The sequence below is a fragment of the Flavobacterium sp. LC2016-13 genome, assembly GCF_009707955.1.
In the GTDB taxonomy this organism is placed as follows: domain Bacteria; phylum Bacteroidota; class Bacteroidia; order Flavobacteriales; family Flavobacteriaceae; genus Flavobacterium.
Window position 1 is genome coordinate 59,608 of sequence record NZ_WMDQ01000015.1, and the last position, 14,507, is coordinate 74,114.

A 14,507-nucleotide genomic window follows, 5' to 3' on the forward strand; every position below is an offset into this window, starting at 1 on the left:
AAGAAATTAGAATTCAGTTTTCGATTTCCTGCAAGGTTTTCAAAACCTTGTAGGTATTATTATCAATACGAAATACCTAACAGGTTTTTAAAACCTGTTAGGATAACAACACAGAAGATGAAATTAAAAAGTTTAATTTTTTTAGGAGTATTACAATTTTGCATTTTTGTAAATGCACAAGTTAAAACTTTAGATCCGGCAGATTATGTAAACCCGTTAATGGGAACACAATCGCTGCACAGTCTTTCTAACGGAAATACATATCCGGCGATTTGCAGACCTTGGGGAATGAATTTCTGGACGCCGCAAACCGGTAAAATGGGAGATGGATGGGCATATATTTATACTGCCGAAAAAATTAGAGGATTTAAGCAAACGCATCAGCCTTCGCCGTGGATGAATGATTACGGACAGTTTTCGATTATGCCGGTAACAGGAAAATTGGTTTTTGACGAAGCTGAAAGAGCAAGTTGGTTCAGTCATAAAGCAGAGGTTTCAAAACCATATTATTACAGCGTATATCTGGCAGATTATGATGTTACAACAGAAATTACGGCGACAGAAAGAGCTGCACATTTTCAAATTACATTTCCTGAAAACGAGAAATCTTCAATAGTTGTCGATGCTTTTGATAAAGGATCATATATCAAAATTATTCCATCAGAAAATAAAATTATAGGTTATACAACCCGAAATAGTGGTGGAGTTCCAAGTAATTTCAAAAACTATTTTGTTTTAGTGTTCGATAAACCATTTTCATCAAATCATACGTGGCATGATAAAACTTTAGAAAAAGATAAATTAGAAAAAACAAATAGCCATGTTGGTGCAGTAGTTGGTTTTAAAACTAAAAAAGGAGAAATAATAAATGTAAAAGTAGCATCGTCATTTATTAGCGCAGAACAAGCTGAATTGAATTTAAAAAACGAATTAGGAACAGCAACTTTTCAGGAAACTGTAGAAGCTTCTAAAAAAGAATGGAATAAAGTTTTAGGAAAAGTAACTGCTGAAGGCGGAAGTGAAGAACAGCTAAAAACATTCTATTCTTGTTTATATCGCGCAACTTGTTTTCCCCAAAAACAATATGAAATAAATGCTAACGGAGATATTGTACATTACAGTCCGTACAACGGCAAAACTTTGCCGGGTTATATGTACGCCGGAACAGGTTTTTGGGACACTTTTCGTGCTTTATATCCGTTGCTAAATTTGGTTTATCCTTCTATAAACAAAGAAATGCAGGAAGGTTTAATCAACGATTATAAAGAAGGCGGATTCTTGCCGGAATGGTCAAGCCCTGGTTTTAGAGATGTAATGGTTGGAAATAATTCAGCATCAGTAGTTTCTGATGCTTATGCAAAAGGATTACGCGGTTACGATATCAATACATTATACGAAGCTTTACTTCACGGAGCCAATAACGAAGGACCTTTAGAGGCCGTTGGAAGGAAAGGAGTTTCCTATTACAACACTTTAGGTTATGTTCCTTATGATGTGAGCATCAACGAAAATGCTGCAAGAACACTAGAATATGCTTACGATGATTTTGCCATTTGGAAATTAGCAAAAGCTTTAGATCGTCCAAATAAAGAAATCAAATTATTCGAAAAAAGAATGATGAATTATAAAAACCTTTATAATTCGGAAATTGGTTTTATGAGCGGTCGAAATAAAGACGGAAGTTTTCCGAAAAATTTTAATCCGTTAAAATGGGGAGATGCTTTTACAGAAGGAAATGCCATGCATTATAGCTGGAGCGTTTTTCATGACATACAAGGTTTGATTGATTTAATGGGCGGAGAGAAAAATTTTACGGCAAAATTAGATGCTGTTTTTACAACACCTCCGGTTTTTGATGACAGTTATTACGGATCTGTAATACATGAAATCCGCGAAATGCAAATTATGAATATGGGGCAATATGCACACGGAAACCAGCCAATTCAGCATATGATTTACTTGTATAATTATGCAGGAGAACCTTGGAAAACACAATATTGGTCAAGAGAAGTTATGAACCGTTTGTACAAACCAACTCCGGATGGTTATTGTGGAGATGAAGATAACGGACAAACTTCGGCCTGGTATATTTTCTCTGCAATGGGATTTTATCCTGTTTGTCCCGCAACAGACGAATATGTTTTGGGTGCGCCGTTATTTAAAAAAGTAACACTACAATTAGAAAACGGAAAACAGTTTATAATCAACGCTCCGGATAATTCAGAAATAAATAAATATGTTCAGGAATTAAAATGGGATAATTCAAAATATTCAAACAATTACATTAATCATTTTGACATCTTAAAAGGCGGTGAATTAAATTTTGATATGACCAGTTCGCCAAATTTACAAAGAGGAACTTCAAAAAAAGATTATCCATATTCTTACTCAACTTCAAAATAATAGTATGCAGTCACGTAGAAAATTCATAAAAAATACAGGCATTTTTTCAGCCGGATTATTAGCGCTTCAAACTGATGTTTTTGCCATGCAATCTGATACTTTTAATTTTGCATTAAAAGATTTTATCAGCAAAAGACCTCCGTTAGCCGAAAGAAAATTTACAAGTCCGGCAATTGAAGCCGCAATTGTCAGAATCAAAAAACAAATTGCAAATCCTGAACTGGCTTGGTTATTCGAAAACTGTTTTCCAAACACATTAGATACAACTGTAGATTTTGAAATTATTGACGGAAAACCGGATACGTATGTCATTACAGGTGATATCGATGCTATGTGGCTTCGCGATAGTACAGCTCAGATCTGGCCATATATTCCGTTTGTAAAAGAAGATAAAAAACTGGCAGAACTCGTAAAAGGCGTTATAAACCGTCAGGCAAAATGTATTTTACTGGATCCTTATGCAAATGCTTTTTATAAGGATTTTACAAAAGAAAGCGAGTGGAAAAATGATTTAACCAAAATGCAGCCCGGTATTCACGAACGCAAATGGGAAATAGACAGTTTATGTTACCCGGTTAGATTAGCGCACGGATATTGGAAGGAAACCGGAGATATTAGCTTATTTGACAGTAAATGGAAAGAAGCCATGCTTTTGGTGTTACAAACTTTTAAAGAACAACAACGCTGGACAGATAAAGGGCCTTATAGTTTTCAAAGACAAACTGCCTGGGCAACAGACGGAGTTCCTTTAGGCGGTTATGGATATCCTGTAAAACCTTGCGGATTAATTGTTTCGACTTTTAGACCAAGTGACGACAGTACTTTATTTGGCTATTTAATTCCGAGTAATATGTTTGCGATTGAAGTTTTGGGTTATTTGATCGAAATCTTCTCTTTGCCGGCTTTATTAGATAAAGATTTGGTAGCTAAAGCCAAAGAACTAAAAGAACAAGTTGAAAAAGGTTTAAAAGAAAACGGAATCATCGAACATCCAAAATTCGGAAAAATCATTGCTTTTGAAGTAAACGGATACGGCAGTTTCCACATGATGGATGATGCCAATGTGCCTTCACTATTATCGTTACCATATTTAGGTGCTATTGAACCAGATAATCAACTTTATCTGAATACAAGAAAAGTAGTGCTTTCAGAAAATAATCCATTTTTCTATAAAGGAAAAGCAGGCGAAGGAATTGGCGGTCCGCACACCGGAGTTGATACAATCTGGCCAATGAGTATTGTTTTGAGAGCCATTACAAGTGTAGATGAAAAAGAAATAAAAGCGTGTATTAGCAATTTGATTAAAACAAATGCAGATACCGGTTTTATGCACGAATCATTCCATAAAGATGACGTAGCGAAGTTTACCAGAAAATGGTTTGCATGGGCGAATACACTTTTTGGAGAAATGATTGTTCATACAAGCATTCATTATCCTCAAATATTAAAAGATAAAAACATTTAGATAAAAAATATTAACCATTAAGAGATTAAGTCTCCTAACAGGTTTTCAAAACCTGTTAGGTATGAATTTAAGTATCAAAAATTAAATCCAATTTAATCCTTAATGATTCAAAATATAAAAGAATGAATAAAGAATATGCCGTAGGAATAGACATTGGAGGAACACATATTACTGCAGCGATTATAGATGTAATAGACATGAAAGTGATTGATCTTTCGTTGCATAAGGAATCTTTTGATTCTAATTTGCCTGTTGCAGCTGTTATGTCTATTTGGGAAAAAGCGATTCGTATTTCGATCGAAAATTCAAAAGTAGAAAAAGTAAAAGGTTTGGCAATTTGTATGCCGGGTCCGTTTGATTATGAAAACGGAATCTGCTGGATCAAAGATCAATCAAAATATGAGCATTTTTACAGTCTTAATGTTCGTTATTTATTTCAGGGAACACTAGAACTTTCAAGCGATTTTCCGATTCTTTTTGAAAATGATGCGGTTTGTTTCGGAAAAGGAGAAGTGTTTAAAAACGCTGGTAATCTTTCTAAAAAAGTAATGGCAGTTACACTGGGAACGGGACTTGGAGCCTGTTTTATTGACAGGGGAGTTTCTGTTTCTTCAGGCGAATTGGTTCCGCAAGACGGAGAAATCTGGAACCTTCCTTATAAAGACGGAATAGCCGAAGATTATGTTTCGGTTCGTGGACTTTTAAATCGTTATAAAACCTTAACAGAAAAAAATCTTGCCAACGGATTAGAGCTTTATAATTTGGCTGTCGCCGAAGATAAAATGGCTGTAAAAGTATTCGAGGAAATGGGAGAAGATTTAGCCGAAATTGTAATTCCGTGGTTAGAAAAATTTGACGCCAATGGTTTTATTATTGGAGGAAAGATTGCAAATGCAAGCGAGTTTTTCCTTTCTGGTTTCAATAAAAAAATTAAAGAAACGGGAGTTGAAGTTGAGGTTTCGGTTTCTACAGATAATGAAGTTGCGGCTTTATTAGGCGCAGCAAGTTTACTTTATAACTCGTGATTTTTCTTTAAATTTACTTTGTAATAAATTTTTGCCACAGATTAAAAGATTTTCACAGATTTTCAAAAATAATTTAAATCCTTATATTTATGGCTAATGAAAGAATTATAATGGAAAAAACTGAGAAACCACGTAAAGAAAAAAATTGGCTCAAAATAATTGTTAATTTTTTGTTTGATATTTTCTTACACTGGAAATAGTATATATGCTTGCAAGCGAAAAATTCTTCTAATTTATATCGTAAATAAATTTCGGTACAGATTAAAGGATTTCTATAGATTAAAAAAAATCAGTTTAAATCTTTAATCTGTAGCTAAAAAAATAACAACCATGACAAATCGTAGAAATTTTTTAAAAACAACCGCCATAGCTTCAGTAGCTGTTGCGTTACAATCTTTTCAGACAAATTCTGAAGAAGAAAAAGTTGAGGTTTCAAAAAAAGTAAAGAAACCAATTGTACTTTCAACCTGGAGATTTGGAATTGGAGCAAATGAAGCCGCCTGGGAAGTTTTAAAAAAGAACGGACGCGCTTTGGACGCCGTAGAAGCCGGAGTTAAAATTCCGGAAGCAGATCCAAAAGAAAGAAGCGTTGGTTATGGCGGACGTCCGGATAGAGATGGCCGTGTAACGTTAGACGCCTGTATTATGGATGAAAATGCCAATATTGGTTCTGTGGCTTGTCTGGAATTTATTAAACATCCCATTTCTGTAGCCAGAGCCGTGATGGAAAAAACGCCTCACGTAATGTTGGTTGGCGATGGAGCTTTACAATTTGCCTTAGAACAAGGATTTAAAAAGGAGAATTTACTACTTGAAGAATCAGAAAAAGAGTGGAAGGAATGGCTAAAAACAAGCCAATATAAACCGATTGCCAATATCGAAAATCACGATACCATTGGAATGATTGCTTTAGATGCAAACGGAAATCTTTCGGGTGCGTGTACCACAAGCGGAATGGCGTTTAAAATGCACGGACGTGTTGGTGATTCTCCAATTATTGGAGCAGGATTATATGTTGATAACGAAATTGGAGCCGCAACTGCAACAGGTCATGGCGAAGAAGTAATCAGAATTTCTGGTTGTCATTTGGTTGTAGAATTAATGCGTCAGGGAAAATCGCCTCAAAAAGCCTGCGAAGAAGCTGTTGCAAGAATTGTGAAATTAACTAAGAATAGAAATAAAGATTTAAAAGATATTCAGGTTGGTTTTATTGCTTTAAATAAAAACGGAGAATACGGTTCTTACTGTGTTCAGGGCGGTTTTAATTATGCTGTTTATGATGAAACGGGGAATAAATTAATTGATGCGGATTATTTTTTGAAGTGATATAATATTGGCTCTACAGAGAGTTAATTGTTTTTGAAATGCGTATTTGGTCCTTTTGATCTTTGCGCATTTTTTTTCAAATAAAGCTTAAAATTGACTGTTAAATCAATTAGGATAATAAGTATAATAGGACTAAATTAGCAATCGAAAAAAATCAATATTTCAAATTTTTACCTAAAATTAAACTTTAAAAAGCTATTGAATGAAAAGAACTTTACTCATTTTTGGCACGTTAGTGCTTTCATTATTATTTTCAAATACAGCATTTTCTCAGGCAGGAACACTTGATACAACATTCGGAAGCGGAGGTAAAGTGACCACATTTACCGGAATTCCGGGAGCTCCTGGAAATAATCTGGTAAATGATTCGGTTTTACAATCTGACGGAAAAATTATACTAGCAGGTAACAGCAATTCTTATGCTGACGGTTCTGCTTTTTTACTTGCCAGATATTTACCTAACGGAGCTTTAGATACCACATTTGGTACTGGCGGATATGTAACAACTTTAGTAGGAAATCACTGTACAGGACAAAGTGTGTCTTTGCAAACAGATGGCAAAATTGTTGTTGCAGGGAGTACTTATATTCCATCACAATTGGGAGTTCGATCTGATATCATGATTGTAAGATATAATGAAAACGGAAGTTTAGACACAACTTTTGATACTGATGGTATTAAAGTCGAAACTGTAGATTATTCACAATTTGTAAATGCATTATTAATTCAGGCAGATGGTAAAATGGTTGTTGGTGGTACATTTGAATCTATAGATAAGCCTGGATATAATACCTTTGGTTTAGCCCGATTTAATACAAACGGAAGTTTGGATCAAACATATGGAGTTAATGGATTTGTATTTACTCCTAATCTTTCGGGCGGAGAAATACTTGATATGAAATTCACGGACAATGAAAGTATTATAGCCGTAGGAAGAAATAATTACGGACTTGATTGTGTCGTAGGAAAATATAATGCTAATGGTGAAATCGTAAAGAGTTTTGGATCAAATGGAACTGGACTTATTGAAGAAGATTTTGGAAAAATTGCGCTATTGTACAAATGTGTAATTTCAAAAAACAATGATATTTATATTGGTGGTGCATCTTTTGACGGAGTAAAATATTCTGCTTTTATATCAAAATATAATGCAAGTGGTATTGCAGATAATTCATTTGGAGTAAAAGGTAAAATTTTAAGAGATTTTGGTACTAATATAGCAAGTTTTGCAAACGATATTACAATCGATCACAATAATAATTTGCTTGTAGGATATGGCGTAGGATTAACAAGTGACTATAATTTTGGTATAGAATCGTATAGTCTGAGCGGGGTTTTAAACACTTCATTTGGTACAAATGGTTATTTTACAACTAATTTTGGATCAGGACATGATTACTTTGAAACGATGCTTGTTCAACCGGATAATAAAATAGTTATGGCTGGAAATAAAGGCAGTTTTGTTATGACAAGAATAAATAATACAAAAGTATTATCAACAATTGATTTTGCTAAGACAGCAAATGAAATCAATATTAGTCCAAATCCTGTAAATGATTATCCAACTTTAAGTTTAGAATTAAAAGAATCAGCTGATTTGAGTGTTGATTTATATGATACTAAAGGAGTTTTAGTTTCTAATTTGGTTAAAAATAAAAATTATAACGAAGGATCTAATATTGAACAGTTAGATTTATCCAATATAAATTTATCAAAAGGAATTTACTTTCTAAAAATAAATGGCAACGGAAAGGCTGCTAAAACAATAAAAATTATAAAATAAAAATTAGATTTTATTCAAATTAATCAATGCCAATTATTTCCTGAAATAATATATTAATGGCTTTGTAAAGAGTTAAATTATTTTCAAAATGCGCAAGGTCTTTGGATCATTGCGTATTTTTTTTGTTCTTAGAAACTATAAATCGAATAAAAGCCTTTTGATTTTTTCAAATTCAATCTTGAGGAGTGTTTGGCAAAATATTATTTAAGCTATAGAAATTGCAATATGTTTTTAATTTATATTTGGATAAAAGACGGAGATTTTATTATGTATTCATTTTTTATAGTGTAAAGAGTGTTCAAATAATCACAAATAATTATTACCATCAATATTATTAGAAAATGAAAAAGATAATCTTAGTAACTCTTATTATAATTGCTATTCTCTGTTATTTTTATTTTAAAGATGTTAAAGCTCTTGAGATAGAAAAAAAATATAATATTGTAAATGAAGCTAATGAGAAAATACCAGCTACTCTATATTACAGAAATATAGATGTAAAAGTAGGAGACAAAATAGAAAATGTATATGAGATAGTAATTTTTTTTGACAAGGAGCTTAAAATGAAATTTAATCCTATTGTAGTTGTTCCAAAATATAAGTTGATCGGATTGATTGAAGATGGAGAAAGAGGATTTGTGAAATTTGGAAATAAAGTTTTTCAACTATCAGATGATTCAAATAAGTTTACTCTTTTAAATAACAGCGCTTTTTTTGATGATCCTCCAATAAAGAAAATAAATTTTGAGGAGAAATCGATCACTTTTAATAGTTTTGAAGGACTGAAAAAATATGGAAAAACTATAGTAATCAAAAATATGATCTCCAATTTTTCTGCTAATAGAATAAAAATAAGAGTTTTCAATTTTGGTACAGATAGAGAAGAGTTTTTAAACTCAAAAAAACTCAAAAAAAGAGATAATGAAAAAAGCACCTATATCTATGATTTTGGCCATCACAAAGACACTTTATTGTTTCTAAACGGTAATTGTTATTTTAATAGCCAGATTTTAAAGAAAATTGACAGTAAACAAATTAGGTATAAGGAAAAAACTCTAATAGTTTCCAAATATATGTTTAAAGGGATAAGAGACTTTAGATCTGATAAGTATTTATATCTCAATAATGAAGTAGGTTTGCTTTTTGCGGAGAATCAGTTTACCGGAGACATGTATGAATTTGATACAGATCAATATCATATAATACATAAAAGTATAGCATTAAATAAATTGAATTTTAAGGAAGGCCCTTTTGAACTAAAATATGCAAAAAAAGAGTATAGAGAATTTTAAATCACTCGTAAATAGTTGAAGAACTAAATCTTATCAAATTAAGCCAGAAAAGGCTGTCTTGGCAAAGACAACCTTTAATGACTAATAAAATAAAAATGTATTCAAGTAACTATTTCGCCAATGGATTCTCTGGGCTCATAATTACTTCGACACTATTTGAACTATCCAGTATTTGTTTACTTAGTTGCTGAATTGTTTTTTGATCAATTTTTGCAATTAAACTTTTATAATCAGAGTCTTGCATAAAGGGCATGTTATTCATACTTATGTTATAAAGTATGCCACTCCAAAATGAATTCGTCTTCATCGATTCTTCTCTGTTTTTTACAAGTGCTTTTTTAATGTCTTCCAAGTCATTAATATTGACTGGTTTTGACTTAAGATCATTTATTTCCTTCCAAACGATTTGCATTAATTTTTCCTGTTTTTCAGGATTGCAATCAAAACTTAGGGCAAGATCAAAAGTTGGTTTAGGAATAAGCGGCAGATTTCCGGCAACGGTTACACCATAACTTCCGCCTTCTTCTTCGCGAATGGTTTGTAAAAAACGTTTTGATAATAATTCACCAATAACATACATACCAATTGCATTTTCCTTACTGTAATCAATTTTTCCGGTTAAATGCAGATAAGCAGTTGTTTTAGGAATTTCCATTTTGCGTTTAAAATGAACAACTGTTTTACCTTTTTTCGGCTCTAAATTATGATCGACAAAACTCGCTGCAGAACCAGAGCTAGATTTTAAATTGCCAATATATTTCTGAATCAGTTCAAGAGCTGTTTCGGGAATATTTCCAACAAAAACAAAAGTAAGATCAGCAGCATTATTAATTCGGTCTTTATAAACTTGTTCTGCTTTTTGCAAATCAATATTTTGAAGAAATTTTTCATCAAAAACAAATGTTCGCGGATTGTGATTTGAATTAGCCAATGTTACTGTATCCTTAAAAGCACTTCCGTTATCTTTTTTAAGATTCTCTAAACGATTCTCATACTGCGTTTTTAAAATGCCATAAATATTAGGATCAAAACGTGGAGATTCAAAAGAAAGATAAAGCAATTGCAGCATCGTTTCTAAATCCTGTTTATTAGAACTTCCCTGAAAACCTTGCGTATTATCAGCAATAAAAGGTGCAACTTGGGCAACTTTACCGGTAAGTTTTTCTTTTAATCCCGTTGTATCAAAATTACCAAGTCCGGACGATCTTGCTAAAGAAGTCGCAATTTCTGCAGACGCTAAATTTTCTTGTTTCACTAAAGATTTTCCTCCTTTGGCAAAAGCCGAAAATACGATTTGATCTTGCGAATGTGTCGTTGGCAAAATAATAATATTCGCCCCATTTTCAAGCGTATATCCTTTTGCTTCGGTTATTCCGGCAACTTCAAATGTTTTTTTAACGGCAACTGGTTTTAATTCTTTTTCGATTAATGGAGCATTATTTTCTTTTTTTGTGTAAGGTTCCAAAGGCATCGTTTCTACCTTTTTCATAACATCAACAACGGCTTCTTTTTTCGGAAATTCACTTTGATCTTTATCTGAACCCGTTATTAAAACAACCTGATTGGTCGTTTTTTGTATGGTTTTGGCATGTGCATTTAACTCTTCTAAAGAAAGGGTTTTTATGATTCCAACAATTAAATCATAATCTTCTTGTGGGGCAAGAAAGGGTTTCGCTTTTAAAAAGTAGTTGGTTAGTTTATCTGCCCAACTGTCATTATCCACTTTGTCTTTATTTTTAATAAAATCATCATAAGAACTAATGAAATCTTTTTTGGTTCGGTCTAATTCTGCCTGAATCGCACCAAAACGTTTCAATCGTTCAGCTTCGGTATAAACTTCCTGAAAAGCTTCTAAGGTTTTTCCTTTTTTGGCTAAAGCCGAAATATTAAAGGAAGTATTTAATCTTGAAACAGGCTCAAAATAAGCTTTTAAACTTAAACTGGAACTTTGATTTTTTAATATTAATTCTCTCAAACGATTGTTAAGTATACTAGTATAAAAAGAGTTCATTACGTTGTTGCGCGTAACAGAAACATCTTTTACCAATGGTTCATCAAGCACATATTGTAAAGTTATAGCTGTAGAAGCGGCTTCTTTATCAGTAGCAACTCCAAAATACAAATCATTATGTTTTGGAATATCGTTGTACTTGCGCACGGCTGCTTTTTTAGCAAGCGGAATACTGGAGAATATGGTTTTAACCTTTTGTTCGATGCCTTTAACGTCAATATCTCCAACAATAATTACAGCTTGCAAATCCGGACGATACCATTTTTTATAATAGTTTCGTAATTCCTGATATTTGAAGTTATTGATGATGTTTAAGTCACCAATAACATCGCGTTTGCTGTATTTAGATCCTTTGTATAAAACCTGATCGGTTTGCATTTTTAAACGGAAACCGCTTGTTCTTCTGGTTCTCCATTCTTCACGGATAACGCCTCTTTCTGCATCAATTTCTTCATTGGTTAACGAAAGCGATCCTGACCAGTCGTGCAATACCCAAAGTGTAGAATCTATCAAAGTTTCATTACTTACGGGAACGCCGCTAATGTTATAAACGGTTTCATCTTGTGCGGTATAAGCATTGATGTCTTTTCCGAAACTAACACCGTGTTTTTCGAGCATTTTAATAATTCCTTTGCCTTTAAAATGTTCTGTTCCGTTAAAAGCCATGTGCTCTAAAAAGTGCGCTAATCCGTTTTGGTTGTCATCTTCTAAAATAGCGCCCACATTTTGAACAAAGTAAAAACTTGCACGATCTTTTGGTTCTTCGTTATGCAGAATATAATACGTCAATCCGTTTGGAAGCTTGCCTGTCGTGACATTTTTATCTAACGGAATCGTGGTTTTGAATTGCGAAAACATAACGTGACAAGATAAAATCATTATCACGTTTAGAATTTGCTTTTTAAGTGTGTTATACATGTGTTGTATTTTTATCTTCTGTTTCTTCTAATTAATATAAAAGCGCCTGATAGAATAATCAATAATGGAAATAATCCTATGAAAACAATTTTACTGATGAAAACCTGATTTGCACTTACTGTTATTTTGTTATCAGTACTTTCAGGTCGTGTGGTATCAATTGGAAACTGGTAATCGCTAAACCATGTAAAAATATCGGTTACGAATTGAAATGTTCCTGAACCACCACGGCTTAACTCGGCATTGCCCATAAAATCGGCATCTCCGGCAACAATTATTTTTTGCGATTTACCATTTACGTTTCGGGTTAATGCGACTACAAGTGGAATTGCTGAAACAGAAGGTTGTTTTTTCAAATCGGCAGGAATAGAGCTTATTCCTGTAGGAGATTCCCAAGCCGGCTGACTATTTGTTTTTAATAATGGTGTTACTTTAAATTCGGCATCTTTAGTCGTTTTAATTCCGCTGCTTCCTAAAATCGGAATAGGGAATTCACTTTTGTGTAATTTAATAACCGTACTGTCTATTTCTTTTGAAAATTCGGTAACTAAAAAGTCCGGGGAGTTGGTTTCACTTTCCTGAACCAATGCTTGTTTTGTGTAGCTTAAACCTAATTTATCTGTAATAGATGCCAATGCTGAATTGGTTTCAGGTTCTGTTAAAAGCATTAGGTTTTTTCCCTGATCGATATATTTAGTAATGCGGTCAACTGCGCCCTGGCTTAGCTGTGTTTTAGGATCGGCAATAATTAAAATTGCCGTTTGTTCCGGAATATTTTGTGCATTGATATCTACAGAAGCTACATCAAATCCCTGATTGATTAACGAGTTTCTGAAGGTAATTTCATTAAATCCTGTTTTATAATTTTTATCACCGTTTTTCTCGATACTGCGTTCCATATTTCCCGTAGCAAATACAATTTTAGGTGCAGATGTAACCAAACGTTTTAATGAAGCTGAAATTTCTTTTTCAAAAGGAACTTTAAACAAATCATCAAACATTCTTAAAAAAGTTTTTTTACCGTTGTATTCTACAGTTCTTACAACTCTGTTTTGTTCTGCTTTTAAATTGATAATTTTACTTATTTCGGCAGGAGAATATAATTTCTTCAACTTTAAGTTTTGCGTTTCCAGCATTTTGTCGGCAAGTTGTTTGTCATTCAAGCCTGGATTTTGAGCATATAAAGCCGTATTTGTCGAGGTATCATAGTAATAAACATACTCCATTTCTATTTGAGGCAAAAAGCGGGAATATTTGTCAAAACTGGCAATATCACTATTTTGAGAATAAGGCATTCCCATATAATAATTAATATCTAACAAGTTAACGTATGTAGTAATTTTAATTGGTCCGTCGATCTTTTTTACAATTTCCTGACTCGCCTTAGTAAGCGTTTTGTCTTTAGTATGCGTCATATCTTTGTAAAAAGTAAGAGGCGCTCTTGAAGTAATATATCCGAGTGACAAAACTATCGCAACTAAACCAACGTATTTTAAAGTTCTTTTTGATGTTGTCTGAGCATCTCTTCCGGTTTGTAAATTAAAAATACTTATGCCAATAAAAAGCACGCTAACCAAAATAAAATACAAAACATCTTTGCTTACAATAAGTCCTTCAATCATTGAATTTGCACGTCCTGAAATAGAAAGGAAATAGGTAATATCTTTTACATAATCAATAGCTTGCCATAGTTTGCCAATGTAATTTAAACCTGCTAAAACTACTAAAGTGCTTATCGCGGCTACAACCTGATAAGAGGTAAGACATGACATAAAAAGACCAATAGCAGCATAAGTACATACTAATAAGTACAAACCAAAAATACCCGATAAAACAAAACTAACGTCTAAATTATCTATAGAAAAATACGCTACAATACCAATTACACCTAATATTCCCATAAATAATAAGCAATAACTTGCGATGGCCAGAAATTTTCCCAGAACAATATCTTTAATATGAATTGGTGAAGAAAGTAAAAGTTTGATTGAACCGCTGTTAATTTCACGGCTTATTAAACCCATTGTTAATAGCGGAACATATAAGTACAAATAATTTTGCATTTCTGTAAAAAGGCCGCTAAAACCTGAAAATACAACTTGTGACAAATTATGAATACTTTGTCCCATTTTTTGTGCTTTTTCAAATCGCTCGAGTGTGTCAAAGAATTTCCAGCTTGACTGGATCGAAAATATTACTAAAACAACCCACGCTACTGGCGAGTAAAACATGGTATTGAGTTCTGTTTTAGCTATTCTGTATATTGTTTTCATTTTTTTGTTTT

8 protein-coding genes are annotated in these 14,507 nt (G+C 33.0%); 6 read left to right on the forward strand and 2 right to left on the reverse strand.

Going from position 1 to position 14,507, the window contains the following annotated elements:
- Positions 1-117: 117 nt before the first annotated feature.
- The 6 genes from GKZ86_RS22465 (at position 118) to GKZ86_RS22490 (ending at position 9,294) form a co-directional block, all read left to right on the forward strand.
- A complete protein-coding gene (locus GKZ86_RS22465; protein WP_154785283.1) occupies positions 118-2,403 on the forward strand; it encodes a GH92 family glycosyl hydrolase in 2,286 nt (761 codons plus the stop codon).
- Between the two features lie 4 nt (positions 2,404-2,407).
- On the forward strand, positions 2,408-3,868 hold the full coding sequence (locus tag GKZ86_RS22470) for a glycoside hydrolase family 125 protein (protein ID WP_154785284.1): 1,461 nt from the start codon (positions 2,408-2,410) through the stop codon (positions 3,866-3,868).
- A gap of 122 nt (positions 3,869-3,990) precedes the next feature.
- A complete protein-coding gene (locus GKZ86_RS22475) occupies positions 3,991-4,893 on the forward strand; it encodes an ROK family protein (RefSeq protein ID WP_154785285.1) in 903 nt (300 codons plus the stop codon).
- 330 nt (positions 4,894-5,223) lie between these two features.
- A complete protein-coding gene (locus GKZ86_RS22480; protein ID WP_154785286.1) occupies positions 5,224-6,219 on the forward strand; it encodes an isoaspartyl peptidase/L-asparaginase family protein in 996 nt (331 codons plus the stop codon).
- 202 nt (positions 6,220-6,421) lie between these two features.
- On the forward strand, positions 6,422-8,002 hold the full coding sequence (locus GKZ86_RS22485; RefSeq protein WP_154785287.1) for a T9SS type A sorting domain-containing protein: 1,581 nt from the start codon (positions 6,422-6,424) through the stop codon (positions 8,000-8,002).
- Between the two features lie 341 nt (positions 8,003-8,343).
- On the forward strand, positions 8,344-9,294 hold the full coding sequence (locus tag GKZ86_RS22490; RefSeq protein ID WP_154785288.1) for a hypothetical protein: 951 nt from the start codon (positions 8,344-8,346) through the stop codon (positions 9,292-9,294).
- Positions 9,295-9,403: 109 nt separating this feature from the next.
- On the opposite strand, the gene GKZ86_RS22495 is transcribed toward GKZ86_RS22490, so the two are convergent.
- Positions 9,404-12,223, reverse strand: coding sequence for a pitrilysin family protein (locus GKZ86_RS22495; RefSeq protein ID WP_154785289.1), 2,820 nt, complete (start codon positions 12,221-12,223; stop codon positions 9,404-9,406).
- Between the two features lie 11 nt (positions 12,224-12,234).
- Positions 12,235-14,496, reverse strand: coding sequence for a Gldg family protein (locus GKZ86_RS22500; protein WP_154785290.1), 2,262 nt, complete (start codon positions 14,494-14,496; stop codon positions 12,235-12,237).
- Positions 14,497-14,507 lie beyond the last annotated feature (11 nt).

Bases quoted from the DNA above. Each gene is read 5' to 3' on its own strand.
- GKZ86_RS22475 (WP_154785285.1), top strand. From the start codon at position 3,991: ATGAATAAAGAATATGCCGTAGGAATAGACATTGGAGGAACACATATT.
- GKZ86_RS22480 (WP_154785286.1), top strand. From the start codon at position 5,224: ATGACAAATCGTAGAAATTTTTTAAAAACAACCGCCATAGCTTCAGTA.
- GKZ86_RS22470 (WP_154785284.1), top strand. From the start codon at position 2,408: ATGCAGTCACGTAGAAAATTCATAAAAAATACAGGCATTTTTTCAGCC.
- GKZ86_RS22500 (WP_154785290.1), bottom strand. From the start codon at position 14,496: ATGAAAACAATATACAGAATAGCTAAAACAGAACTCAATACCATGTTT.
- GKZ86_RS22465 (WP_154785283.1), top strand. From the start codon at position 118: ATGAAATTAAAAAGTTTAATTTTTTTAGGAGTATTACAATTTTGCATT.
- GKZ86_RS22490 (WP_154785288.1), top strand. From the start codon at position 8,344: ATGAAAAAGATAATCTTAGTAACTCTTATTATAATTGCTATTCTCTGT.
- GKZ86_RS22495 (WP_154785289.1), bottom strand. From the start codon at position 12,223: ATGTATAACACACTTAAAAAGCAAATTCTAAACGTGATAATGATTTTA.
- GKZ86_RS22485 (WP_154785287.1), top strand. From the start codon at position 6,422: ATGAAAAGAACTTTACTCATTTTTGGCACGTTAGTGCTTTCATTATTA.